Origin of the sequence: Alteromonas gracilis (genome assembly GCF_043642145.1) — a bacterium.
Taxonomy (GTDB): Bacteria; Pseudomonadota; Gammaproteobacteria; order Enterobacterales; family Alteromonadaceae; genus Alteromonas; species Alteromonas gracilis_B.
Genome location: NZ_JBHZRZ010000012.1, coordinates 1 through 24,019 on the forward strand (window position 1 = coordinate 1; position 24,019 = coordinate 24,019).

Genomic DNA, 24,019 nt, shown 5'->3' on the forward strand with positions numbered 1-24,019 from the left:
GCTCCATTACCGACAAGGCCTGGGCTGGAACCGTATGAAATTAAATTCGTGGGGATCCCTCAGACTCTGACCCCAATTTTTATTTTACGGGGGTGAACAGGCACAGGCCGCGTTTGTTAATGTCTATTGGCGTGTTGCTAATCAAATATATTCGTGTTGGCGAGGTTACCCTTAGTATGCCGCCTTCGGCATTTAAAAATTGAGATGGCAACAGCACGGGCGATGCTTCATTTTCTGTACATGCGGTTTCAATCTTGACTGCGAAATGTGACAGGCCCTCGTGATCTAGCCAGCCCAGTATGTTGTCTGGTGTGGCTATAAAGTTGTCGTGCTTTAGCACACTGCTGTGAAGCGTGATATTGGCACCAAACACGGGCTTAGTCTCAATAGCCATTTGTGTGTTAGGCTTTAAATAAAGGCGATATAGCCCATGATTTTCGGGCACAATCTCATCGTTTGCATCTGTATTATTCACGAGCGTAAGCATAGAAGGTATCGCGTAGAAGTTTTGATGTTTAAAGTGTGCCGGACTTAAAGCAATGCTGCGTTGATGTGGATCAAGCTGAATTAAGTCTGTCTTGCGCTGCGATCATTTCACCAAGCTGTTGAATGGCAGCGGTACGCGCCGTTTGTGAACTATCGATAAAATTAAACCGAAGACAGTTGCGGTATTTTCCTGTTGCTGAAAAAAGCTGACCCGGAGCAATGTAAATGCCTTCGCTTTTAGCTTCATCAGCTAATTTAACCGAGTCGTATTTGGCATTTAGCTCAACCCACAGAACATAGCCGCCTTGCGGGTAACTTACGCATGTATCGGGTGGAAAATAGCGCTTAATGTCTGCGCGGAGAGCGTCTCGAGCACTTAGATAATATTGGCGCATGGCACGTACATGTTTGTCATAGCCTCCTTGCTCAATAAAACTGGCAATTGCCAACTGGGGTAGCGTTGGGCACATAGAGCTGCTTACATACTTTACGTGTAATACTTTGTTTCTGTAGCTACCAGGTGCAATCCAGCCTACCCGAAAACCAGGTGCCAGCGTTTTAGAAAACGACGAGCACAACAAAACACGTCCGTCTTCATCAAATGACTTTATTGTTCTGGGGCGAGGGTAGGTGAAAGCAATGTCACCGTAAATGTCGTCTTCAATTATTGCAACGTCGTACTCTCGGGCAAGTTCGTACAGTGCCTGCTTTTTGCTATCTGGCATCACAAAGCCTTGGGGGTTATTCACCGTTGGGGCCACTAAAATGGCTTTAATCGGCCACTGATCAAGCGCTAGTTTCAACGCTTCTAAACTTAACCCAGTGGCAGAGTCTGTGGGAATTTCTAGCGCCTTTAGCTCTGCTCCTTTTATGGCCTGCATAGCGCCGTAAAAACCGGGAGACTCCACGGCGATAATATCCCCAGCACTTGCAACAGCGCGCAGGCATACAGACAAGGCCTCTTGGCAACCAGAGGTTACAATGAACTCGTCAGGCTGCAATACACAACCAGACGCAGCGGCAAGGCGACTTAACTGGGTTCGAAGCTGCTCATCGCCTTTCACATCGCCGTATACCATGCCATCTAAAGCGCGGTGCTTTGTTAACTCATGAAGCCGTTTATTAAGCGGCTTCAGTGTTTTAGCGGTCATGTTAGGCATGGCATGCTGAAGCTGACACAGGGTTTTAATGTCTCTATCTTTACTAAAAGTATTTAGCAAGGTATCTAAAACGTCTTCCCACTGAGACACGTCCATGGGGCGCTGTGGTGGCTTGGTCATGCGCGGTGTGTTACCTACAGATACATTGCTGGAAACGAAATAACCCGACTTGGGTTTGGCTTCTACATATTGCTGCGCCTCTAGCATTCTGTATGCTTCTTGCACGGTCGCAATACTGACTTGGTGTTCTGAAGATAGCTGTCTTACGGAAGGCAATTTGTTTCCAGCTTTGAAGAAGCCGCGTTCAATTTGCGCTTTTAATTCGCAGGCTAATGTTTCATAAAGTGTCATCGAAACCCCGTGTAAAGTCGTGCCTTATGCATACAGATAACTATAGTCTAAGTATAATGTTGTTTTCACCATACAGATATTGGTGAATATCTACCATACAGCGTTCAGAATTAGTAAGCTGTATGGCCGTTTTTGAGATTTTTTGGATCTAATGCATACATCAAAATTGCTGTATTGTTATTCCAAGCGTACGCGAGTGGGAACTCAGCTTGTTTTATTCCACACTTTCTGACTGCGCTTTCACTATCCCTTTATTTGAGTATGACAGCGCGCAAGAGAAACTGTTTCAAGCGCGATACATTGCTTTTCCTAACTAATAAGGAACATCATGGAAACCTCTCTACTTTTGGCTCTAGCCACGTTTGCATTTATTAGTACTGTCACACCTGGCCCAAACAATATGATGTTGCTAGCCTCGGGCGCGCAATATGGTTACAAAAAGTCGCTACCTCATATGTTTGGTATTGTTATTGGTGTTGCAGGCTTAATGATTAGCACGCTTTTGGGCATTGGCGCCCTGTTTACACTGTTCCCTATGCTTTACGATGTATTGAAAGTACTAGGCGTGGCTTATCTCTTGTGGCTGGCATTTAAAATTGCGACCGCGCCAGTTGATGCAATGGAAGTTAAAACTACCCAACGCCAAGGGCCGCTCAAATGGTGGGAAGGGGCACTGTTTCAATTAATAAACCCCAAAGCGTGGATGATGGCGTTAGCAAGCGTAGGCACGTTTTCATTGCCTGGTGAACATTACACAGAATCTGGCATTGCTATTGTTACCGCGTTTGCTGTTATTGGCTTTCCCAGCATATCGCTTTGGGCCGCTGTAGGCGCTAAAATACGCGTGTGGTTAAGCTCTCCTATTCGGCGCAGACAATTCAACTTAACCATGGGCGCAGCTACGGCAGCCACTTTATTTTTAATTATTTAACAGCTTTAGTTGAGAGTAAACGTGACAAAACCAGAAACCAGTGTGCATTTTCGCTTAACACAATTAGATGCTATGCAAGCGTATACGCTTAAACGAGAAATCGACGGGGCTTATTTTATTAAGCGCGAAGCGTCTAACGTGTTTGTAGGTATGGTGCCGTTAAAAGAGGCCTTGTTTGATCAACTAAACGACTATGTTATTCGCCAGCAAATACAGTACGATGACTGCGATATTTATGTAGAAGCTGAAAATACTGACAGCGAGATAGCAGTGCCGCGTGTGGTTAACAAACTGCTTAAATATATCGACTGTAAGCTAACTTATGGTTTCGCAAAGCAAGCGGGTACATCGACTAACAGCAACGTGTAATGTACGCACGAAGCGGCTCTAATAAAAATGCGTTTGTAAATGTAGCGCTTATAAATGTTGTAACTAAGCCTCAAACGCTATGTGAGCCACGTTACACTAGCTTAAAACGCCACGGCAATTTTGCATCCTCTTCGGCATAGTCGATTCCGATGCGTGGCGTAACCTTAATTTGCGAGTAGGGGATCGACTCTCCTGAATTTTCAATCCACACTGGCTTTTCGCTATTTTGAGAAATAGGAATGCGGTTAATGGGTATAGGAACACCATTAAACTTTGGTGTAATCGCAAGTGCTTGAGTGAGCTTAGCTGGGCCTGAACACAAATTTCTTTTTTGGTCATTTCCGTTTCTTCTACTCACCATCACGTCTATGCCTGTGGTTGGTTCAATGGCACGAACTAGCACTGAATCAGCATGCCCTTCGTTATTGGTAACAATATTGAACAAGCTGTGGTGCCCGTAAACCGTGTAAATGTAGGCTATGCCGCCACGGCGTTTAAGTGTTTCAATCGATGATGGGCGTCGCTTAAGATGCTTTTTCATCGCTAAGTCACTTCGTTCGCAATAGGCTTCAGTCTCAATAATTATTCCGCCGGTTACTTCACCATCAACGTGGCTATAAAGATGTTTGCCAATAAGCGAACGGGCAATGGTTACCACATCACTGCCACTAAAAAATGAAGAGTTCTCAGCCGCCTTTTCAGGCTTAGTTACACCCTTAGCTCCAGCTTTAACACTCATTACGATGCTTTTTTAAGCTCGCTATGAGATTTTAGTACCTCGCTACCATCGTCTTGTTCGATGAGATAAGCCGGGTCGCTGTCGCTGGCTTCGCGTTTAACCGACGAGCCCTTCAAGGTTAACTCTACGTCTTCGGTGTATTTCTTTCGAATGTTACCCGTGGCGCTGCCGTTACCCCATTCCCATTCTACTTCTGTGTTAATCGCGTAGTGTTTCATCTTAAATCCCTGTATTTATTTACATAAAACCAAATAGCTTAGTAGAGTCTTAAACGTGCACTTCAAGCTTTGAGTTCACATGTCGCACTTACTCGCGTTTTCTAAAGGCACTTTGCTATTAGAAAACGTTTTTCTAAATAACCTGTGAAATAGTGTGAAAGGGGTAACGTTAAGAGAAAACAAGAATTGAAATGCGTCAGGTCTATATTTACCATGTTGAGCTGTAGTATGTTTAAAATACCTAAAAAATAGGGCATCGCAGTTTTTTCAAAGCGCTTATGCCTTTATAAGAACGCCAATTTAAGAATGTAAATATAAAAACGTCATTACAAATATGGCAAGACAATAGCTCTCTCGAAACTTACGTACTCAGGATTTAGCATATGGAAATAAGAGAATTAGCATCAACAATAGCAATACAAGGCTTTTCAGTGGTGACAAACAACGAAGCGGAGTTTTCTGCTGATACAGGGAAAATTCCTGCACTGTGGCAAAAGTTCGACAATGCCGTGCCCGTAAACTATATGGGCGGCGAAAGAGTGTATGGCGTTTATTCTGAGTATGAGTCTGATCACACCGGAAACTTCCGCGTGTTGGCGGGTTTCGATGGAGAACATGTACCCGACGACATACCCGAACAACGTGAAATAGAGCACATCACTATTCCCACTGGAAAGTACTTAGTCTTCACGCACAAAGGAGACATGCCGCAAATTGCTATCGACGCATGGAGTGAAGTTTGGCGTTATTTCACCCAAGATAAGCCAGAGGATGAAAGGCGCTTCACCCTAGACTTCGAGCACTACGTGAATGGAAATCATATCGACGTTTACATTGCGATAAAATAAGTACTCCTGACGCGACTTGCAAACAATCAACGTAAATGAATGCCGTAGGTAGCTAAGAAATGATTTAAGCCAAGGTAGAAAGTCACAAAACGTCTTTTTACCTTGGCATTAATTCACACTATCAAATAGGCCAAGCCCAGTTTAGTAGCTGCTTTTTAGCAGTTCTTGTCTAACGATTTCAGCGCCAGCGCTTAGTGCTTCAAGTTTACCACGCGCTACGGCTCTAGACAGCGGTGCCATGCCGCAGTTTGTGCAAGGATAAAGCTTCTCTGCGTCAACGTATTTTAGCGCCTCGCGCAGTGTGGCGGCGACTTCTTCCGGAGTTTCAATGGTGTTAGTTGCTACATCTATTGCACCCACCATCACCTTTTTGCCTTTAAGCAGCGCAATTAATTCAATAGGAACGTGAGAGTTGTGGCATTCAAGTGAAACCATATCAATGTTCGATTGTTGCAGTTTGGGGAAGCTTTCTTCATATTGACGCCATTCAGAACCTAGCGTTTTTTTCCAGTCGGTGTTGGCTTTAATGCCATAGCCATAGCAAATATGAACGGCAGTCTCACACTTTAGCCCTTCAATAGCGCGTTCAAGAGCAGCGATACCCCATTCGTTAACTTCGTCGAAGAACACGTTAAAAGAAGGCTCGTCAAACTGAATAATGTCTACGCCCGCGGCCTCAAGCTCTTTCGCTTCTTGGTTTAAAATTTTTGCAAATTCCCACGCTAGCTTTTCTCTGCTTTTGTAATGGTCATCGTACAAGGTATCAACCATCGTCATAGGCCCAGGTAGCGCCCACTTTATCGGCTTGTCTGTTTGAGCGCGTAAGAATTTTGCGTCTTCAACAAATACTGACTTGGGGCGAGTAACAGCGCTGGTTACCACGGGTACACTGGCGTCGTAGCGGTTTCTAATTCTCACTGTTTTGCGATTCTCGAAATCTACACCGTCTAAATGTTCTATAAAGGTTGTCACAAAATGTTGGCGCGTTTGCTCGCCATCACAAACAATATCAATGCCAGCGGCGGTTTGCTCTTGAAGCGTAACGCGAAGCGCGTCTTGTTTTCCTTCTAGCAGCTCGCTGCCTTCTAGTTTCCAGGGCGACCACAAGGTTTCTGGTTGTGCCAACCACGAAGGTTTCGGAAGGCTGCCTGCAAGTGAAGTGGGTAGTAGTTTTTTCATGTATTACAATTCTTATAAAATTAATCTGTTTAACAAAAGCGGTTTGCGCGGCACTCACTAGGCCCAGCGGTATTTTTAACAGCCAGATGCATTACTGGCGCCCTGAGCTGTACATTCATAACGTTGTAGACGCAGAGCAAAAAAAGACCCAGAGCAACGGCGAAAACAGCTATTGGCGCGTTGCAAGCATTACGCATAGCTTGCGGTGAACTGTTCCAATTTGCGCTGATAAGGCTTAATAAAGTTTTCCTCAACGAACTTGCCTTGCTCAACGGCTAGTTGGCTGCGCTCTTCACGGTCGTACACAATGCGTGTTAATGAATAGTCGCTGTTTTTCAAACTAGGCTTATAGCTTAGCCCCGCCGGTGCGTTCGCGTTGTATATCTCTGGGCGATAAATTCGTTGAAATGTTTCCATTGTGCTGATGGTGCTTATCAGTTCTAGATTGGTGTAGTCGTTTAACAAGTCACCAAAGAAATAAAATGCAAAAGGCGCGGCGCTATTGGGCGGCATGAAGTAACGCACGTTTAAGCCCATTTTTTTGAAATACTGCTCTGTGAGCGACGACTCATTAGGTTGGTATTCAACGCCTAGCACAGGGTGCTGGTTTTCAGTTCTACGATAGGTTTTGGTGTCTGACACACTTAAACAAATAACTGGAAGCTTAGAGAAATGGGCGTTGTATGCATCTGAATTTACGAAATGCTGAAAAAGCTTTCCGTGCAAATCGCCAAAGTCTTCTGGCACACTAAACGACGACTGGCCCCGGTTGTGATTCGATAAGCGCACGCTAAAGTCGTAGTCTCGCACATAAGATGAGAAATTGTTTCCCACAATACCTTCGGTACGTTTGCCCGTTTTCGAATCAATAATATTCGTTTTCAAAATTTCGATAGTGGGGAAGGTATTGCCATTGCCTTCCACATCAATATCGACAGAGACAATTTCTAACTCTACACAATAACGGTTGCCTTGTTCGTTGTCCCAGTTGGCCAGTGCATTAAAGCGATTGTTAATCATACTTAAGGCGTCTTGCAGGTTCTCCTTTCGACGTGGGCCACGGGCTAAATTCGCAAAGTTTGTGGTAATTCGCGTGTTTTTAGAAGGGCGATAGTCCTCGTTAAACTGAACGCTGTTAATAGAGAAAGAAAAGTTTGTGTTCATGAGAGTGCGCTTCTATTCCTAAGATTAAACCGAGTAATTTGAATGCTGTAAAAGCTATATGTACGTTATACGCGCTATCAAACATGAATAAAAATGACTTAATTTCATTTTTATATGAATTATTGTCATGCTTTGGTTTTGTTCGAGAAAACCTGTATGTGGTATTCATAAAGGTTTTAGAGAAAACTCAACATAGAAGACGATACATCGATGCTTTGACGATTGTTGATACAAGCCGTTTGAAAGTATTTGTTACAAACAGAAATATCCTGTGAGCGTATTTATGGCTACACTGATAGTCAGTTGAAATATCGTGTAATAGTCTTTTAGTGAAGCAATGCTTTATGAAAGCTTTTACATGTTGCCAAACAGGGAATAGAGATGAAAACGCAACCTAGCATTACCAGTGCTTCGCCATTAAAGCGCATCTTGCGCGCAGGAGTATATTGGGCGTTACAACCTACTTTTATTATAGTTTCGTTGTATCTGGCACATACTTACGCCTCAATTGATGCGCACACTTTGTTTATCGTGGTGGCTTTTTGCCTTATCACTCTCTTAGAAATCGTTATTCCCGCTCGGCCTGAATGGAAAAAAAGCGCTGGTGAAAATGTGGCACTTTTAGGGTTTGTGGTTGTTTCAGGTGCTGCTTACGCAGCTATCGAAACCTTTTATGAAGCCTCGCTTTTTACTTGGATGGCACACTTAAGCCAGGCATGGCAGTTAGACATCTGGCCCTCGCAGTGGCCCATTGTTGCGCAGGTGTTGCTTATTTTCGCTGCATACGAGTTCGTTAACTACTGGTATCACAGAGCTTCGCATCGTTGGGAGTGGTTGTGGCGGTTGTCAGGCCATAGTGCGCATCATGCGTTTAAAAAGTTGAGTGGCTTGAATGCGGTTGCTAACCACCCAATAGAAGCATTTTTTCTTATTCTTCCTAGGGCAATTGTAGGTTTTCTTTTGGGCGGCGAAGCAGTGGGGGCAACGTTTGTCTCACTAACGGCGGTAACTGCAATACTCGCGCATAGTAATCTTCAGTTAAATTCAGCAGTGGTAGGGTGGTTCTTCACTACCAATCGTTATCATATTCATCATCACTCCAAGGTCATAAGTGAAAGCAATACCAACTACGGCTGCTTTTGCATTTTATGGGATCGTTTATTTGGTACATTTCAAGATGCTAAAACCAACGACACAGGCATAGGTGATTCGCAGCCCAGCTACAAAGCCATGTTGATGATGCCTTTTAAACGGTGAAGTATTTCGGTTACGTGCAGTCGTTGTGATGTTTTAGGTAGTCTGCCAACGCTTTACCTTTTTCGTCTTTAAAGTGTTGAGGTGATTTCGTAAAATCGGTTATACGGTCTAGCCGAAAATTTCTAAAATCTTGGCGTAATTCACACCAGCCCACTAAAAGCCACACTGGGCTGAACGAAATAAGCGCCAATGGCCTAATGGTTCGCTGAGTTGCTTGCTTGTCTAAGTCTAAGTAGTTAAACGATACAAACTGTTTTCGTCGAATGCACTCTCTGACCTCAGTAAAATTGACTTCCCACGGAATCTTGTAACGACTTGGCGCCGAAAACGTGCTTATTTGGGTTAACTCATGGATCATGGGGGCGGTAAGCGTGGCTTGAATTTTACAGTAAGCACTTTTGGCTTTTTCAGCAAACGCTTCATCTGTCCAGTTGCTTACCATGCTTATCCCTAAGGCTATTGCTTCAATTTCATCAGCGTCAAACATTATGGGTGGCAAGTGATACTGTTTGTCAATCATGTACCCCACGCCTGCTTCGCCCGTAATAGGCGTACCTGCGTTAATTAAGTCTTGTATATCTCTATAAATAGTTCGTGGGCTAACTTCGAAAGCCTCGGCCAACGTCTTAGCTGTTATCGCCTGATGCATTCGCCGCAAATGATGCACTATTTCATTTAGTCGCTCTGCTTTTCGCATGTTAGTCGTCCATTCGCCCAGAAAGATTTTAAGAATAAATAAACACTACTGACACTTACTGTCAGTAGTCAATGAATATGATGGATTTGCGGTAACCAAATTTCATTTAAGGAGATAATTATGATTGGCTACATGTTAGTAGGAACAAACGATTTGGCGCGAGCTGGTGAGTTTTACGATGCGCTGCTTGGAACTATTGGAGCATCACGTTTTATGGAAGAAGATAACTATTTTATTGCGTGGGCTCGTAAACCGGAAGAAACCTCGTTTGGCGTTACTATCCCTTTTGATAAGCAGCCAGCCGAAAAAGGAAATGGCAACATGGCGGCGTTCTACCTAGAAACACCAGAGCAAGTAAAAGCGTTTTACGACAAAGCGCTGTCGCTTGGCGGCACATGTGAAGGTGCGCCTGGTTTTCGACCAGAAGGCGCTGAAAAAGGTTTTTATGCCGGGTATTTCCGCGATCTTGATGGAAACAAGCTTAACGCGTTCTGCATGGTAGAGTAGTACCGACTAAATCTAGCAATCGGCCACCTCTTTAATTTTCGTGTGTAAGCATGAGTACAAGAGGTGGCAGGGCGATAACACGCTTATGTATGTTGAGCGTTGCAAGTATTAAAAACATCAAAAGCAAGACCAAGCCCAAGCCCTAACTGCCTGAATTTAATTGTTAGCCTGCTCCGAACAAAACGATGTGTTAATGACTGCGCAGGGCATCAATTAATTCATCTTTGTTCATGTTAGAGCGGCCTTCAATGCCTATTTCTTTTGCCTTTTGGTAAAGCTCGTCTTTAGTGCGGTCTTCGTATTTCTTGCCTTTGCCGCCATCTTTAGAAGGCGTTTGGGTGCTGTTAGCTTGCGCATTAGCAATACGAGCAGACTTCTCTTTACTGTAGCCCTCATCACGAAGTGCCTCGTAGGTGTCATCGTTTTTAATTTGCTTACCATGATCCTTAGCCATCATTACCTCCTGTTCAATTACGTTAATTAGCAGGTGATCAATTCTATTTTGTTCATACTTGCTTTTTGCGGGTACGGTTTACGTTATTAAATAGTGTAAAGCAGTAATTCATTGTCTGTGGCGAGATGAATTCACAGGGAATCTAAGAAATTGACAGCTTAAAAATGTCATTCATCGCAAACAGAAAAATTAGTTCAAACGCTCTGCACCGCCATGTAACAGTTCAACGCAGTATGCTTTCTGATGCTGTCATTCTTAGTGCACTTGTTGCCCGAAGGAAGTGCAATTAAGTCAATGGTTTATATTTTCCATGCTATTGATTGCTTAAAAGTTAGCCTTTAGTCTTAAAAGAGTACGGATGAAGGGTAGAGCGAAATATGAACAGAAATGCACAGTGGAAGTTACAAGAACAAAGCGTGAATGCATCACGCCGTCAATGGTTGAAATCATTAGGGTTAGGGGCAGGTGCAGTAGCGCTTACTACAAGTGTTGACAGCATATTGGGCGAATTGCATGCTGCAGGTATGCCAACCGAGCATTTTCCATCAGCAACCCCAAACGTCAATGACGGCCTAATTCGCTTGTCGTCAAACGAAAACGCGTTTGGTCCATCTAAAAATGCCGTAGAAGCAATGCAAAGCGAACTTTTAAACTTAGCTCGCTATACCGATGCCACTGTGAGTGTATTGGCTAAGAAAATTGCTGAACAAGAAGGCGTTGCGGAAGAGCAAATCGTAATCACAAATGGCTCTTCACCTATCTTATTTGGTTATGCTGACTGGATCACAAAAAATGGAAATAAGCTGGTTACGTCTATGGCCACATACGAAGGCGTGCCTCGAGGCGCAGAGTTTATGGGCGCAGACGTAACCTATGTGCCGTTAGCTGCCAATATGACTTTTGATTTAGACGCCATTGAAGCAGCAGTAACAGACGATACCACCGCAGTGTATGTGTGCAACCCAAATAACCCAACAGGGAGTATGGTCGATGCCGCAAAACTCACGGCCTTTGCGAAACGGGTTTCGAAAAAGGCACAAGTGTTTATCGATGAAGCTTACATTGAAATGTCAGATGCTTACCCTGCTAACGTGCAATCTAAGTTGGTAGCAGAAGGACACAACGTGGTTATATGTCGCACATTCTCAAAAATCCATGCCATGGCAGGTCAGCGTTTAGGCTATGCAATTATGCCGGCTGAACAAGCTAAAAAGATGGGCAGCATGCTTCGCATGGGTGGTGTTAATTATTTAGCGTTAGTAGCTGGTATGGCAAGTATGGATGACCATGACAACTTAAATAACATGCGCACACGCATAAAAACCGAACGTGACAAGCTGGTGAAAGTAGCGAAAGAGTTAAATCAGCCGTATGCGCCAAACCCACAAGGTAATTTCATCTTCATGGATACCGGTATGCCTCACGATAAATTTGCGGAGAAAATGAAAGCCCAAGGGGTAAAGGTAGTGGGGCGCACGTGGCCTGGCTACGGCTCGTGGTCTCGTATTAGCGTAGGAACACCAGACGAAACAGATGCTTGCGTGAAAGCGATTAAAACCGTGCTTGCTTAGAACCATAACAATTTTCAATAACAAAAAGCTGAACATGGGAATGTTCAGCTTTTTTATCAGCGCTTTTCAGCACTCAATTTATCATAGAAATACTAAGCGTTATTTTTCGATAGCGAAAGTTAGGCCAGCTTTTTCCTCTAAGCGACTAATGAGTTTATCGCCAAGCGCTGCAGCAGGAGTAAAAAAGCCACCAGATAATTTAACGTCTTTACATAAACAAAGTGCAGATTCAGAAATCATTTTGCTTGTAGACCCATAGCCCGGGTCTTTATCACCCTTAACCGACACTGCAAGCATATGGCCATTGGTCGCGGTTCCCACAAACATCACATCGTAAAAGCCGTTTTCACGCTCTTCTTTACTTGGCCCTTCACCGGGCTTGGGGCCATCGTCACTTGCTAGTGACTTGTCTTTGGCAATGTAGTTAGCCGTTGCTTCGCCTTTTTCGCCTGGGCCCGTCATCATCATTTCATCGTATTGAAAGGTTTTGCCGTAAGCGTAGCCGCCTAAATAGTTGGTACGATGCACGTTTTTAGTATTAATGGCCGCCATTATAAAAGGGGCAACCCAACTTCCAAGTTGCTCGTCGAAGTAAGGCTTGTTGCCATCTGGCTGAGGCTGATTTGACGCACCATCGGTTAACGAATGCGGGTTCACCAACGCTGCCATAACTGATTTGTCTTTACGCGCTGCTGCCATGGTTGCTTTCATACTTGCCGCGGTGCCGCCAGAAAACGTACCCTGCATTTTGCGAACGCGGCCCTTCACGTACTCAATAACGTTGCCTGTTTGCTTTTTGGCGTGTTGCTGTAGGTAATGAACGCCTAAATCGAAGGGCACAGAGTCGAAACCACAAGAGAACACAATGTTCGCTCCCGTTTCTTTGGCTTTCGCTTCGTACTTATTGATCATTTGGTGCATCCACGCAGGCTCACCGCAAAGGTCTGTGTAACCTGTGCCGTTATCTACGCAGGCCGAAAGCAACTTTTCGCCATAGGTTTGATAAGGGCCAACAGTGGTAAGTACTACTGCTGTGCGCTTGGTCATTGCATCAAGCGCATCGGCATCGTCACCGTCGGCAACAATGCTTGCAACGCTATCGCTAATGCCTAACTCTTGCTTAACGTCGTTTAGTTTAGCTTCGTTACGACCCGCTACTGCCCATTTTACACTGCTGTCACTACCATACTGAGCTTGGAAGTATTCGGCCACGAGCTTGCCGGTAAAACCTGTGGCACCAAAAATAACTACATCAAATTCGCGTTCGTTACTCATTGCATTGTCCTGTTTTATTTCGTTTCGACACATATCGTCAATTAATGAATCCAATATACGCACTAGCGCCGATATCTATCATTTTTTTGGGTAATGTTTGTCTATTCACAAAATGAAACAGGTCTTCGATACCAGTTTTTTAACTGGTTAGGCGAATAAATTTTTCAGCTAAATCGTCAAGCGACTCTTTATTATTTGGGTCTGGCTTCACTACATCAATAGGGCAAACAGCCACACAAGTAGGTGCGTCGTAATGCCCTACGCACTCAGTACAGCGCGAGGCATCTATTTCATAGACGTTTTGCCCCATACTGATGGCGGCATTCGGGCATTCAGGTTCGCACATATCGCAGTTAATGCAGCTGTCAAGAATAAGCAGGGCCATGCTTTATCGCTCGCTTGAGGTTTGAATTTTTACTTCGCCGTCAGTTTTGCGAAACGGATTACGGGTATCAACGCCTTCATCTAAGTTTCGTAGCAGTAGGGCGTAATCTAAATCTACATCGCTTGGCAACGGTATGCTTACTTGGTGGCCAGAGCCTTTGGCGTCGGTAACACTATGGTTTTTCTTATTCAACATTTCATCAAGCGTAAATGTGATATTACCGTTTGGTGTCATAAGCTCTAGCGAGTCGCCAACACAAAACTTGTTTTTTACATCAATAATAGCGAAGCCGGTGTTCTCGCAGCGCCCTGATACTTCCCCTACAAATTGCTGCTTATCGCTGACTGAATGCCCGTATTCATAGTTCTGATACGCTTGATGCGCGTGACGACGCAAGAAACCTTCGGTGTAACCGCGGTGAGCTAATGTTTCTAGGCTTCCCATTAAGGCAGTGTCGAAAGGCTTTCCTGCCACAGCGTCATCTATGGCTTTACGATAAACCTGCGCCGTTCTTGCACAGTAGTAGTGTGATTTAGTGCGACCTTCTATCTTTAGGCTGTGAATGCCCATTTTAGTTAAACGCTCGACATGCTGCACGGCGCGTAGGTCTTTTGAGTTCATAATATAAGTGCCGTGTTCATCTTCAAATGCAGGCATAAGCTCGCCCGGTTTTTCTTTTTCTTCTAGCATGAACACTTGGGTACTAAGTGCACCTTCTCCCAATGTGGGAATAACGGTTTGCGGGGCACTTTCTGCTTTATTTACTTCTGTTACTTGAACAATATCCCCAGTTTCGTTTTCTTGGCCCGCTTTAACATCGTAAGACCATCGACACGCATTAGTACAGGTGCCTTGATTTGGATCGCGTTTATTCATGTAGCCAGACAACAAGCAGCGGCCCGAATACGCCATACACAGTGCGCCATGCACAAAAATTTCTAGCTCCATATCTGGTACGTGGCTGCGAATAGTTTCAATTTCTTCAAGGGAAAGCTCGCGAGATAAAATAACGCGCTCAATGCCTTGTAACTGCCAAAATTTCACCGTGGCGTAGTTAACCGCATTGGCTTGAACACTTAAATGAATGGGCATATCTGGGTAGGCATCGCGCACCATCATAATAAGCCCGGGGTCTGACATAATTAATGCATCGGGTTTCATAGCAATTACTGGCGCTATGTCTTTAAGGTACGTGCCAATTTTACTGTTATGAGGTGCAATGTTGCTTACTACGTAAAACTTTTTGCCTAAAGCGTGAGCTTCTTTTATTCCTAGCGCCAAGTTCTCTAAGCTAAATTCATTATTTCTAACGCGCAATGAATAACGAGGCTGGCCAGCGTAAACCGCGTCGGCACCGTAGGCAAAGGCATAACGCATGTTGCGCAGGCTGCCTGCTGGGGCTAACAACTCTGGCGCTATTAGTTTTTGGGTTGGCAATGTTGATGCTGAGTCTTCATTTTGAGTTAAAGAAGAGGTATCAGGTGAATATTGTGAAGTCATATATAAAAACCGCTACTAGACGCTTTAAACAAAGCGGCGGATTCTATAAGTGGTAAAATAACCCCACAAGCCAAACAAAGCGAGGGTTTGACTAAGATCAACTAAGTTAAAAAGAATGCAGCCATTGGTGTGCATATCTCCTTGCGATCTGAGTGAAGGTTTAAGCAAAAAGAATGTGGACGCCACATATCAGAGCATGTTTTTTCGTCCGTGGACGACTGCTCCTTCAAATAGCAATTTTGATCATTTTACTGCCACATCATGGGCATGTTCACAGTTGTATAATAGATAACGCGACACAAACCGTTTTGTTGATACTGAGGTGTTATCACACCAAACCACATTGCTAAAACGATGAACAACCATGGGAAAAAGCAATCACTTAGGGTAGGCTAGAGAATCACAATAAAAAGGACTAACTGCATGCTGCAATTGAACATTTTTCATAAAGCGGCGCGACAAGTAAAGGCATCGGGTAAATCAGCCATTGCGTTTACGGTATTGTTTGTCGTGTCTACGTTTTCAGCTTGGGCAGCACTGCCAAGTATTGGTGAATTCACCAGCGAAATGACAAAAAAAGACGGACTTATCCCCGTATTTTATGATGACGAAAGCGACAAAGTATATTTGGCAGTGCCAACAAATAATGCCGAGTACTTGTTTCAAAGTAGCATGCCCCATGGCGTAGGCTCAAACGATATTGGCCTTGATAGGGGCCAGCTTGGCTACACCCGTTTAGTTAGCTTCGAAAAGTTTGGCAATAAGCTATTGCTAAAACAGCACAACACCAAATATCGGGCAGCACACGGCAGCGATGCTGAAAAGCAAAGCATAGATGAAGCTTTTGCCGACTCAGTCATCGCCGGCTTTACATTAGTTGCCCAAAACGACAGCGCCAGCCTTATCGACTACACGCCTTTCTTGTTGAGCGATATTCACGGTATTGGCAATCGTATGACGCGCACCAATCAAGGTAGCTTCAGTGTAGATAAAATGCGAAGCGGTGTGTATTTGCCCAAAACCAAGGGCTTCGAAAAGAACACCGAACTAGAAGCATTGGTGACGTTTTCCGGTAAAAAGCCGGGCGAATACGTTCAGCAGGTAACGCCCGACCCAGAAAGTTTGTCGGTGCATTTACATCATTCTTTTGTGGCACTGCCAGACGATAACTATACCCCCAGGGTGTACCATCCATACTCAGGCTACTGGAAGTTTAGCTACTTCGATTATTCAACACCTATAAGTGAGCCCACTGAACAGCGCTTTATTACGCGCCATCGTCTACACAAAAAAACGCCGCACGCGGCCATGAGTGAAGCGGTAGAACCCATTGTGTATTACCTTGACCCAGGTATTCCAGAACCTGTAATGACCGCACTTAAAGAGGGCGCAAGCTGGTGGAATCAAGCATATGAAGCCGCCGGTTATAAAGATGCGTTTCAAGTAAAAGTGCTGCCAGAAGGGGCCGACCCCATGGATGTGCGCTACAACGTAATTAACTGGGTACACCGCGCAACGCGCGGTTGGTCGTATGGTTCTTCGGTTGTCGACCCGCGTACAGGTGAAATTGTAAAAGGTCACGTTACTTTGGGTTCGCTTCGCGTAAGACAAGATTATTTAATTGCCCTTGGCCTAACCAGCCCGTTTAAGGGCGGCAATACCGACACCACATTGCAGCAAGAAATAGCGCTTGACCGCATTAAGCAGCTGTCGGCTCACGAAGTAGGCCACACGTTAGGCATAGCGCATAACTTTGCGGCAAGTGAAAACGACCGTGCGTCGGTAATGGATTATCCTCACCCTAAAATTAGCATTAAGAACGGAAAAATTAGCCTTGAAGGCGCGTATGATAGAGGCATAGGCGCGTGGGATATTCACGCCGTTGCGTATGGTTATCAAGACTTTGCCAGCGACGTAGAAGAGGCCGAAGCCTTGGCAAAGATTATTGTGAAAGGCCGCAATAACGGCTTGAGTTTTAAGTCTGACCCCGATACTCGCAGCAGCCGCCATTCATCAACAAATGGCCACATGTGGGAAAACGGAAGCAACCCGTTAGATGCGTTTGATGAAATTTCACAGGTGCGCGAGCAGGCACTAGCCAACTTAGGTTTAGATACCTTAAGCCCAAATAGCAGCCTTTCGTCGCTTGAAAATGCCTTGGTTCCTATTTACTTACTTCACCGTTACCAGCTTGAAGCGGTAGCGAAGCAAGTTGGCGGTTTAGTATATGAATACGAGCGCAAGGGCGACTACACCCAAGCGCAAGGCCAGCGGTTTGTGACCCCCGACGTTCAGCAGCGCGCTATGCAACAGTTAATAACAGCTACCACCGCCAACTACCTAACTATTCCAGAATCAGTATTAGCGCTAATTCCACCTACTGCCTATGGCGACGATGTTACCCGCGAGCACTTCAATGGCAAAATGGGGTTAATGTTAGACCCCGTTTCTGCTGCCGCTTCGGCGTCGAATTTCGCGCTTGAGTTGCTATTGCACCCAGAACGCTTAAACCGCTTAGAGTGGCAAGTTCAAAGCGCTAAAGATCGTCGTAAAAAAGTAGGGGTGAAGCTGCTTATTAAGCAAATTCTTAACGTACACTGGTATAAAAACGAAGCGCAAAGCTCGCTGGCAAAACGCTTACAATTAGTCGCATTAAACGCAGTCATGAAAGCGGTAACTAACGACAAGCTTGCACCAGAGGTGAGAATGGAAGCCGAGCTTGCATTGCTTGAATTTAGCGAATGGCTAGACGATGAAGCCGACGACAACCAGTACGAAATTTTAAAAACGCAGTTCGATACTTACTGGGTCAGCAAAACATGGCCAAGTACCTTTGAAGTAGAACCACTACCACCCGGTTCGCCGATTTAAGGGCGTTTGGCGTAATGTTAGGGACAACAAAAGCAGAGCAAAACCAAAGTATGGACGACAAGCAAGCGCCGCGAAGAACTTTTGCGGCCTTGAATATTCCCTTATTCATTGCGCTTTTTTTAATATTATTTCCATTGGTAGAGAGCCTTCACGGTAGTGTGCTGTGGGGCTTGAACTTTCATTCCCCCAAGTTTATGTCGAAGGTTGGCGATGTGTTGGGTTGGATTAAACTTCTTATGCTTTGCGCTGGGGTAATCCTACTTTTTACAAGACAAAGTGAGCTTAGGCTACTGGTGAAAAGTAAGTGGGTTTCTATCATTTTAAGTGTGGTGTTGGCAGCAGTGGCGTTTATCCAGCTAGCGTTAGGCCTACTAGGCGTAATGTTTGATGCAACACAAATTACCGACCGAGACTACATTCACAAAGAATTTGAAATGGAAAATAACACCATTTATGTGTTTACTGCTGACCCAGGCGCCATGGGTAAGGCCTATCATTATTTCTACTTAAAATGCCCGCGCCCTTTAAACCGCTACGAGCTAAAGCTAATTGAAAAAGCAAGGTGGGTAGGGGATGTAGAGCTTAAAACTTCGAGTGATGGCTTTGATGTGTTTAACCAGCGTGGTGAGTTTGGGTATTGGGTTGATTTTGGTGGAGTAGAGTGTGGTTAGTATCAAGTATTACAATAGTAATACATTTAGTTGCCGCTAAAAAATTGGTTTAAGCAGAATTCACTAAAGTAGATGTACTCAAAAAACATCCTAAGTCAGGTAAGGCAGTTTCTGAACTACCGTCACTTAATTACTGTGAACTTTACGTGAAGCCCTGTCGAATTTTTTATAAGTTTGAGGGCAGCAAAGTTTTTATTTTGCATGTAATGCAACAAGAACAAGATCTTAGGCGCTTTTTGTTAGATTAGACTTGATACTTTTTGATTAGATTTGGTGAATACAGCTTTTTTCTATTGTTAATTGGTTTAACGATTTGGGCTGCTGACAGCGTAAAGCGGGCATTCTTGAATTGAGTATTTGAGGGCTGCTTGAGACAAATTGTAGACGTTTAACGCGCACTTCAGCCTTAGGTGGTATCTAGCAGTTTTTATTATTGTTTAGTGATAGCGAGTAATGAAAGAATTGCGTTGTAACTGCTTTCGTACTTGAAGTGCTTATTATATTTTTACAGGGATTTCCCAAGTTCTCTTTATACTTAGCATTGATTCAACATACTCGAAACTAACCCCTTACAATTTTTTTCGCGTCTTAAGTAGAAGGTATATGATGCCACCCCCAAAAAGTAACAACACAAAAAGCATAACCACAGAAGTTGTTAATTTTGACCAGTGAACAGATCTATCTGCGATAGCTTCACAAGGCTTGTCTGGATTTACAAATACACGAATTGGCTTACCAGCTTTATGATAGGCTTTAAATTTATAAGCTAGTTGTCCCAAGGGTCCATTATCTGTACCTTCAACCCACCAAACCCTACGTCCAATGCAATTAGCGCCCTCAAAATCATATTGGTAGGTAATCAGAGGGCCGTAATAAGTGTACACGGTTGAATTCGAGGAGTTTCTGGGAGTTGTAGTTGTTTGAATTGAAGCATTTAATAATTTCGCATCAACTGGAATCCAATGAATTGAATTAATGCTACCGTATACTGGTGTTATGATATTTTTTAACATAATAAATGTTAAAAAAATCGCCGCAGTAAGAAAAATATACAGGATAATTCGCGTTATTTTTTCATTTTTTTTAATTACTTTGGCCAATATCTAATCCGTGTTTAAGTTTTGAAGAATGAAAATATTTATAGCAGTGCTTATTACTGAAACTTCGTAGTAACACGCGCTTCTTCTGAATAAACATATTCTGTTTCTCAGGGTAAGTCTATGAAATGTCCGTTAAACGTACTAAGCCGCTCACCAAAACTAACGAACTGGATTAAGCAGCACAAAGAATAGGCCAATGGCATATAACAGGCCCCTCAGCCTACCTTAATCAACCATGTCATATTACAAGTTTTATCTTATCTACCTGCATACAAAGACATACAACTCCCGATAATTAGTAAACACCTTATATAACTGCGTTCCGCTCAGTACCGAAGCTGAAGGGAAGTGCAACATTGGGATTAAATCGCAATGTGCTTCTAGGGTTCTGCTGCCGTTGTCGGTGTGCAGATCATCAATAATTCGAATTTGCGCCAGTGGTTCTTTTATTTTTGGCTTTTCTCTTAATCCTTGCAAAAAAGATTGGCCATGATCTACGTGTGCCTGTTGTTGGGTTGCAATGGGTATACATATTAAATTTCTGTCGATTCAAGGACTAGATGACCTACACGAAAGAAAACAGCCAGATTAAAACCGCAAAGCCACCCAACCAAGCAGTGCCTGTAAGCCAACTCGCCCAACGATTGAAAAAGCCATTGGCCTCTAGATAGTGAGCGTAAAAAACTTCACACTCTGGTGGTAGGTTTTGCCAAAAGATTTCACCCTTCAACGGCGATTTCGACTTGTAGCGCGAAATCATTCGGAATAACTCACGCGAGTAACCTTGATCCGATGGCAATCGTTTTACGAGGTTAAACATGTGAACTACAGCTTCATGGTATTGTTTAGATTCAAGGTGACAATAGGCAAGCGAATACTGTAAATAGTCATCTTCCGGCGAGTACTTCAGTGCTACCTCAAAGTGTTTTGCGGCTTGGTCATACTGCTCTAGCTTTTGACACAGCTCACCTTTTGCTTGATGCGCTTCGAAAGAATTGGGAAAAAGCTTTAAAATTTGATCAATAACAACCTTGGCTTGTTTTAACTCGCCGTTTTGAAGGTGCATATACATCAATTGCATTAAATAATATTCGTTTTCGGGCTCAAGTTTATTTGCTTGTTCCGCGTAATACCGGGCGGGTTCAAAGTGCTTTTTCCTAAGACAGACTTTTGACATCAAGAATGCGAAATACGCTTCGTCAGGAGCCAACGACAAAGCGTTTTTAACCGCTCTATCAGCATTGGAAACATCATCCAATCCGAGAAAGGCTCTACACAACAAGGCATAAGCGTAGCCATCTTCGGGGTATTCTGATGCGTATTGCCCAGCCATTTTTTTAGCGTCACTAAAGCGCTCGATGTGTAATAGATTTTCTATTTGCTGAATAACATCCGTGTTCATATCAGAGTTTATGTTGCTTAATATATGCGAGTAGCTCGTTGAAATTTCCATTGTCGTTAGAGAACAATGCGTAGTTTCTTGCGGATTCAAACCATCCTTTTGTACTGGGCTTCACTTCCTTAAGTGGTATTTGAAAATCTTCGTTTTCAACCCCTCTCACATTCCCAGATTCAAGACTTTCCTCAAATACTTGCTCAATTGCAGACTGACACAGGTGCGCAATATCAGCTCCGGAATACAATTCTGTTTGTTCCGCTAGTTGATTAATATTCAATGCCCCTTTGGGTGAATCCACAAGATTCATTTTGAAAATCGCTTTACGCGCCTCAAGATCCGGTGGAAATACCGCAATCATTCGGTCAAATCTTCCAGGGCGCTTGAGCGCTTGATCAACATCCCATGGCAAGTTTGTTGCGCCAAGCACAAAAATATTTTCATTGTTGCTATCGATGCTATCCATTTCGTTCAGCAGTTGGTTTACCAATGTACGCATCGCAGAATTTTTTAAATTTGTACGTTTGTGGCCGAGTGCATCAAGCTCATCAAAAAACAAAACCGTAGGCGCGTTTTCACGTGCAGTTTGAAAGATGCTATGCAGTTTACGTTCGCTTTCACCGACGTACATATCCAAAATATCGGCCATGCCGACACTGATAAACTTTGCGCCGAGCTCTCCTGCTAATGCTCGAGCGATAAAGGTCTTTCCGCAACCAGGAGGACCGTAAAGTATCATGCCACCAGACACTTTTTTACCGAGCTGCTTACTCAATTTCGGGTTCTGAAGGGGGGCTAAAAATGATAGGCGGATTCGCTTTTTAACATCATTCATACCGGCTACATCATCGAGATAAATATCGCTCTTTTCAGTCGTTATCTCGCTATCTTCAATATCCTCTGAATCGTCAGAAGTAGAAACCAATTTTAATTTAGCGCCTCGCACCCGTTTGGGCGCATCTGCTTGTTCTAGTTGTTCCTGAGATAGATCTGCGGGCTCGATATTTTCTACTCGGCTTTGTAGTAAAGCGCCATACACAGTTGCATCGGGATGTGACAAACTGTCCATCAACGTTACCAGTTCTTTCAAAACTGCCGTGTTTTCAATATCTTTTGCGACAAGTTGTTGTAGTGTTTCGAGCGCTTTTTGCTCATCACCATTGCTTTTATATGCTTCAGCAAGATGTCTTAATAGTGATTTATCATCTGGGTTCTTGGCAATGCCTGCAAGCAAAGTCTCAATCAATAGATTGCTCATGGGTAACATCCATATCTAAACACCGTAGGGAAACGATCGAGTTAAGGAGTATAAGGAACATTGATGCTATTTACTACCCAACTTGTCAGCTGTAATTAAGGTTAATTACACGTAAGTCAAATGGATACTGTGTTAGAAAACAGTGATGAAGTTGTCATATAGAGAAGCAACTAAACTGGTCAGTGGTACAGTTACGTTTATTCTGGACGAGCTCATTTATGGCCATTGGAGTGAACAGTTTGTAATGGTGTGTTAGCGTTCAAGTTGTTGTGCTCTGAGTCTACTGGTCTATTGAGTTGAAAGTACATAGCGTCAAGGTCTGGAATACGCACAAAGCTCTAATTCACAGCACGGCTTGCGTCCGAATGTTTTCAGCCTATGCACAGATGCCAAAGGAATACATTTACATTCTTGTACTCATAGTAGTTTTTCGCTTTTTTGAACTCACATTGTATAAATTTGAAGACAAAAACTTACAACTCCCGATAATTAGTAAACACCTTATATAACTGCGTTCCGCTCAATACCGAAGCTGAAGGGAAGTGCAATATTGGGATTAAATCGCAAGGTGCTTCTAGGGTTCTGCTGCCGTTGTCGGTGTCTAAGTCGTCAATATTTAAAATTTGCGCTAGTGGTTCACCTTTTTTCACGGTTTGACCGGGTTTTGCCATGTACTCCACCATGCCGCCCCAATTGGTGTACAGGGTTTTGTAGTCTTCCAAATACACGCCTAAGCGCTGCATTGCTTTCGGTTCAATATCGCATTCGTGCAGTACGCCTTTGGCGTTTAGGTAGCTAAGAATACTGGTGGCATCTATATTACCTTCGTTAAAGTCGATCACTTCTTGGCTACCCATTTCTAGCGTGAAAGCCTCTACATTAAAGCTAATCTCGCGCTCCAAATTGCTTTTTATGCTTTCTTGAAGTGTCCACCATGGGCAGAATGTGGCTTCGTCTAGTGCACCTGCAAATACGTTAGGTATAAAAATACAATGGGGAATGTTAAACAGCTTGGCGCTGTCTTTGGCGTACTCGGGAATATAAACGTGACGGGTAGACACCGGGCCGTTGTGAAGGTCTAGTACAAAGTCGGCGTTCACTGCTATTTGTTGTAGCTTTAAGTTAAGTTGCTGCGCCAAGCCTAAACCCCACGGTTCGGCTAATTTGTTGTCGATAGCATTAGAAAGGTGCGCACGAAAACGTTGCTTTATGCCTTCAACCGACTCTTCACGGGTTACGGTTTTGGCGAAATGCTCAACAGCGCCTTTGTCAAAGAAGTAACCACGGTTCCAGTTCGTGCCGTTTACGGGGTCAAAGCGGCCCAACGTATATTCACCAGCCTTGATGTTAGTGCCAATGGGGTTGCAGTTGGGCACAAGAATTATTTCACCGCAAATATCCATATTTTTTAAGCGCTGAATGAGGTGGTAAATTACTACGTTGCCTTGAACTTCTGCGCCGTGAATAGAGCTTTGAATATACACGGTGGGGCCAGGGCGCGCGCCCTTCATACGATAAATTGGCACGTTCATGTTACGGCCAGACGCGTTTTGCGCCACTACCATGTGCTTTTTCACTACTTGGGTTGTCATGCAAATCAACCTATTTTCTGTCTGTTTTTATAAAGTAAAC

At 43.9% G+C, this 24,019-nt stretch carries 23 protein-coding genes and 2 pseudogenes; 9 read left to right on the forward strand and 16 right to left on the reverse strand.

Features of this window, described 5'->3' with window-relative positions; genetic code table 11:
* Positions 1-79: 79 nt before the first annotated feature.
* Both ACHUFN_RS17450 and ACHUFN_RS17455 read right to left on the reverse strand, forming a co-directional pair.
* Positions 80-475 carry a hypothetical protein gene (locus ACHUFN_RS17450; RefSeq protein ID WP_394223918.1) on the reverse strand — a complete coding sequence of 132 codons (396 nt, stop codon included), beginning with the start codon at positions 473-475 and terminating at the stop codon, positions 80-82.
* Between the two features lie 82 nt (positions 476-557).
* On the reverse strand, positions 558-1,997 hold the full coding sequence (locus ACHUFN_RS17455; protein WP_394223920.1) for an aminotransferase-like domain-containing protein: 1,440 nt from the start codon (positions 1,995-1,997) through the stop codon (positions 558-560).
* A 328-nt stretch (positions 1,998-2,325) separates the two neighbouring features.
* Between ACHUFN_RS17455 and ACHUFN_RS17460 the strand changes: the two genes are divergently transcribed.
* Positions 2,326-2,928, forward strand: a complete 603-nt coding sequence (locus ACHUFN_RS17460; protein WP_394223921.1) for a LysE family translocator — start codon at positions 2,326-2,328, stop codon at positions 2,926-2,928.
* Positions 2,929-2,949: 21 nt separating this feature from the next.
* A complete protein-coding gene (locus tag ACHUFN_RS17465; protein ID WP_394223923.1) occupies positions 2,950-3,297 on the forward strand; it encodes a hypothetical protein in 348 nt (115 codons plus the stop codon).
* Between the two features lie 91 nt (positions 3,298-3,388).
* On the opposite strand, the gene ACHUFN_RS17470 is transcribed toward ACHUFN_RS17465, so the two are convergent.
* Both ACHUFN_RS17470 and ACHUFN_RS17475 read right to left on the reverse strand, forming a co-directional pair.
* Positions 3,389-4,036: a DNA-3-methyladenine glycosylase gene (locus ACHUFN_RS17470; RefSeq protein WP_394223924.1), complete on the reverse strand. Its 648-nt coding sequence runs from the start codon at positions 4,034-4,036 to the stop codon at positions 3,389-3,391.
* Positions 4,036-4,254, reverse strand: coding sequence for a hypervirulence associated TUDOR domain-containing protein (locus ACHUFN_RS17475; protein WP_394223926.1), 219 nt, complete (start codon positions 4,252-4,254; stop codon positions 4,036-4,038). The genes ACHUFN_RS17470 and ACHUFN_RS17475 overlap by 1 nt, the downstream gene beginning before the upstream one ends.
* A gap of 383 nt (positions 4,255-4,637) precedes the next feature.
* On the opposite strand from ACHUFN_RS17475, the gene ACHUFN_RS17480 reads away from it, so the two are divergent.
* Positions 4,638-5,102, forward strand: a complete 465-nt coding sequence (locus tag ACHUFN_RS17480) for a GyrI-like domain-containing protein (RefSeq protein ID WP_394223927.1) — start codon at positions 4,638-4,640, stop codon at positions 5,100-5,102.
* 141 nt (positions 5,103-5,243) lie between these two features.
* Here the strand turns inward: ACHUFN_RS17480 and ACHUFN_RS17485 are convergent, their stop codons facing one another.
* Together ACHUFN_RS17485 and ACHUFN_RS17490 are read right to left on the reverse strand one after the other, a co-directional pair.
* Entirely contained in the window at positions 5,244-6,281 is a 1,038-nt protein-coding gene (locus ACHUFN_RS17485) for a methionine synthase (RefSeq protein ID WP_394223929.1), read from the reverse strand.
* 189 nt (positions 6,282-6,470) lie between these two features.
* Entirely contained in the window at positions 6,471-7,445 is a 975-nt protein-coding gene (locus tag ACHUFN_RS17490) for a DUF1852 domain-containing protein (protein WP_394223930.1), read from the reverse strand.
* Positions 7,446-7,826: 381 nt separating this feature from the next.
* Here ACHUFN_RS17490 and ACHUFN_RS17495 point away from each other — a divergent pair, with 381 nt between their 5' ends.
* Positions 7,827-8,702 (forward strand): sterol desaturase family protein, encoded by an 876-nt coding sequence (locus ACHUFN_RS17495; protein ID WP_394223932.1) that lies wholly within the window; start codon positions 7,827-7,829, stop codon positions 8,700-8,702.
* Positions 8,703-8,712: 10 nt separating this feature from the next.
* Here ACHUFN_RS17495 and ACHUFN_RS17500 read toward each other — a convergent pair whose 3' ends face one another.
* Positions 8,713-9,399, reverse strand: a complete 687-nt coding sequence (locus ACHUFN_RS17500) for a helix-turn-helix transcriptional regulator (RefSeq protein WP_394223934.1) — start codon at positions 9,397-9,399, stop codon at positions 8,713-8,715.
* Between the two features lie 120 nt (positions 9,400-9,519).
* On the opposite strand from ACHUFN_RS17500, the gene ACHUFN_RS17505 reads away from it, so the two are divergent.
* Positions 9,520-9,906, forward strand: a complete 387-nt coding sequence (locus ACHUFN_RS17505) for a VOC family protein (protein WP_394223936.1) — start codon at positions 9,520-9,522, stop codon at positions 9,904-9,906.
* A 190-nt stretch (positions 9,907-10,096) separates the two neighbouring features.
* Here the strand turns inward: ACHUFN_RS17505 and ACHUFN_RS17510 are convergent, their stop codons facing one another.
* A complete protein-coding gene (locus ACHUFN_RS17510; protein WP_394224041.1) occupies positions 10,097-10,360 on the reverse strand; it encodes a DUF7218 family protein in 264 nt (87 codons plus the stop codon).
* Between the two features lie 377 nt (positions 10,361-10,737).
* Here ACHUFN_RS17510 and ACHUFN_RS17515 point away from each other — a divergent pair, with 377 nt between their 5' ends.
* The gene (locus tag ACHUFN_RS17515) at positions 10,738-11,931 is read left to right on the forward strand and encodes a pyridoxal phosphate-dependent aminotransferase (RefSeq protein WP_394223937.1); all 1,194 of its coding nucleotides are present in this window, start codon (positions 10,738-10,740) and stop codon (positions 11,929-11,931) included.
* Between the two features lie 99 nt (positions 11,932-12,030).
* On the opposite strand, the gene ACHUFN_RS17520 is transcribed toward ACHUFN_RS17515, so the two are convergent.
* The 3 genes from ACHUFN_RS17520 to trhP form a co-directional block, all read right to left on the reverse strand.
* The gene (locus tag ACHUFN_RS17520; RefSeq protein ID WP_394223939.1) at positions 12,031-13,206 is read right to left on the reverse strand and encodes a saccharopine dehydrogenase family protein; all 1,176 of its coding nucleotides are present in this window, start codon (positions 13,204-13,206) and stop codon (positions 12,031-12,033) included.
* A gap of 139 nt (positions 13,207-13,345) precedes the next feature.
* Positions 13,346-13,591: a YfhL family 4Fe-4S dicluster ferredoxin gene (locus tag ACHUFN_RS17525; protein WP_394223941.1), complete on the reverse strand. Its 246-nt coding sequence runs from the start codon at positions 13,589-13,591 to the stop codon at positions 13,346-13,348.
* A 3-nt stretch (positions 13,592-13,594) separates the two neighbouring features.
* Complete coding sequence (trhP, locus tag ACHUFN_RS17530; RefSeq protein WP_394223943.1) at positions 13,595-15,091, reverse strand: prephenate-dependent tRNA uridine(34) hydroxylase TrhP; 1,497 nt, start codon at positions 15,089-15,091, stop codon at positions 13,595-13,597.
* A gap of 423 nt (positions 15,092-15,514) precedes the next feature.
* Here trhP and ACHUFN_RS17535 point away from each other — a divergent pair, with 423 nt between their 5' ends.
* The 3 genes and pseudogenes from ACHUFN_RS17535 to ACHUFN_RS17545 form a co-directional block, all read left to right on the forward strand.
* Entirely contained in the window at positions 15,515-17,962 is a 2,448-nt protein-coding gene (locus tag ACHUFN_RS17535; protein WP_394223945.1) for a zinc-dependent metalloprotease, read from the forward strand.
* A gap of 14 nt (positions 17,963-17,976) precedes the next feature.
* Positions 17,977-18,633 (forward strand): hypothetical protein, encoded by a 657-nt coding sequence (locus tag ACHUFN_RS17540; protein WP_394223947.1) that lies wholly within the window; start codon positions 17,977-17,979, stop codon positions 18,631-18,633.
* A 74-nt stretch (positions 18,634-18,707) separates the two neighbouring features.
* Positions 18,708-18,881, forward strand: a pseudogene (locus tag ACHUFN_RS17545) (type II toxin-antitoxin system RelE/ParE family toxin); the annotation flags it as partial.
* Positions 18,882-19,202: 321 nt separating this feature from the next.
* Here the strand turns inward: ACHUFN_RS17545 and ACHUFN_RS17550 are convergent.
* The 5 genes and pseudogenes from ACHUFN_RS17550 to ACHUFN_RS17570 all read right to left on the reverse strand — a co-directional run bounded on the left by ACHUFN_RS17550 (position 19,203) and on the right by ACHUFN_RS17570 (position 23,979).
* A complete protein-coding gene (locus ACHUFN_RS17550) occupies positions 19,203-19,733 on the reverse strand; it encodes a DUF3592 domain-containing protein (protein ID WP_394223949.1) in 531 nt (176 codons plus the stop codon).
* A 261-nt stretch (positions 19,734-19,994) separates the two neighbouring features.
* Positions 19,995-20,177: pseudogene (locus tag ACHUFN_RS17555) on the reverse strand (peptidase M14); the annotation flags it as partial.
* Positions 20,178-20,298: 121 nt separating this feature from the next.
* On the reverse strand, positions 20,299-21,135 hold the full coding sequence (locus ACHUFN_RS17560; RefSeq protein WP_394223951.1) for a tetratricopeptide repeat protein: 837 nt from the start codon (positions 21,133-21,135) through the stop codon (positions 20,299-20,301).
* A 1-nt stretch (position 21,136) separates the two neighbouring features.
* Complete coding sequence (locus ACHUFN_RS17565; protein WP_394223953.1) at positions 21,137-22,387, reverse strand: tetratricopeptide repeat protein; 1,251 nt, start codon at positions 22,385-22,387, stop codon at positions 21,137-21,139.
* A 473-nt stretch (positions 22,388-22,860) separates the two neighbouring features.
* On the reverse strand, positions 22,861-23,979 hold the full coding sequence (locus tag ACHUFN_RS17570) for a succinylglutamate desuccinylase/aspartoacylase domain-containing protein (protein ID WP_394223955.1): 1,119 nt from the start codon (positions 23,977-23,979) through the stop codon (positions 22,861-22,863).
* Positions 23,980-24,019 lie beyond the last annotated feature (40 nt).

Bases quoted from the DNA above. Each gene is read 5' to 3' on its own strand.
- trhP (WP_394223943.1), bottom strand. From the start codon at position 15,091: ATGACTTCACAATATTCACCTGATACCTCTTCTTTAACTCAAAATGAA.
- ACHUFN_RS17510 (WP_394224041.1), bottom strand. From the start codon at position 10,360: ATGGCTAAGGATCATGGTAAGCAAATTAAAAACGATGACACCTACGAG.
- ACHUFN_RS17560 (WP_394223951.1), bottom strand. From the start codon at position 21,135: ATGAACACGGATGTTATTCAGCAAATAGAAAATCTATTACACATCGAG.
- ACHUFN_RS17515 (WP_394223937.1), top strand. From the start codon at position 10,738: ATGAACAGAAATGCACAGTGGAAGTTACAAGAACAAAGCGTGAATGCA.
- ACHUFN_RS17460 (WP_394223921.1), top strand. From the start codon at position 2,326: ATGGAAACCTCTCTACTTTTGGCTCTAGCCACGTTTGCATTTATTAGT.
- ACHUFN_RS17470 (WP_394223924.1), bottom strand. From the start codon at position 4,036: ATGAGTGTTAAAGCTGGAGCTAAGGGTGTAACTAAGCCTGAAAAGGCG.
- ACHUFN_RS17455 (WP_394223920.1), bottom strand. From the start codon at position 1,997: ATGACACTTTATGAAACATTAGCCTGCGAATTAAAAGCGCAAATTGAA.
- ACHUFN_RS17490 (WP_394223930.1), bottom strand. From the start codon at position 7,445: ATGAACACAAACTTTTCTTTCTCTATTAACAGCGTTCAGTTTAACGAG.
- ACHUFN_RS17540 (WP_394223947.1), top strand. From the start codon at position 17,977: ATGTTAGGGACAACAAAAGCAGAGCAAAACCAAAGTATGGACGACAAG.
- ACHUFN_RS17475 (WP_394223926.1), bottom strand. From the start codon at position 4,254: ATGAAACACTACGCGATTAACACAGAAGTAGAATGGGAATGGGGTAAC.
- ACHUFN_RS17505 (WP_394223936.1), top strand. From the start codon at position 9,520: ATGATTGGCTACATGTTAGTAGGAACAAACGATTTGGCGCGAGCTGGT.
- ACHUFN_RS17565 (WP_394223953.1), bottom strand. From the start codon at position 22,387: ATGAGCAATCTATTGATTGAGACTTTGCTTGCAGGCATTGCCAAGAAC.
- ACHUFN_RS17570 (WP_394223955.1), bottom strand. From the start codon at position 23,979: ATGACAACCCAAGTAGTGAAAAAGCACATGGTAGTGGCGCAAAACGCG.
- ACHUFN_RS17520 (WP_394223939.1), bottom strand. From the start codon at position 13,206: ATGAGTAACGAACGCGAATTTGATGTAGTTATTTTTGGTGCCACAGGT.
- ACHUFN_RS17535 (WP_394223945.1), top strand. From the start codon at position 15,515: ATGCTGCAATTGAACATTTTTCATAAAGCGGCGCGACAAGTAAAGGCA.
- ACHUFN_RS17485 (WP_394223929.1), bottom strand. From the start codon at position 6,281: ATGAAAAAACTACTACCCACTTCACTTGCAGGCAGCCTTCCGAAACCT.
- ACHUFN_RS17500 (WP_394223934.1), bottom strand. From the start codon at position 9,399: ATGCGAAAAGCAGAGCGACTAAATGAAATAGTGCATCATTTGCGGCGA.
- ACHUFN_RS17495 (WP_394223932.1), top strand. From the start codon at position 7,827: ATGAAAACGCAACCTAGCATTACCAGTGCTTCGCCATTAAAGCGCATC.
- ACHUFN_RS17525 (WP_394223941.1), bottom strand. From the start codon at position 13,591: ATGGCCCTGCTTATTCTTGACAGCTGCATTAACTGCGATATGTGCGAA.
- ACHUFN_RS17480 (WP_394223927.1), top strand. From the start codon at position 4,638: ATGGAAATAAGAGAATTAGCATCAACAATAGCAATACAAGGCTTTTCA.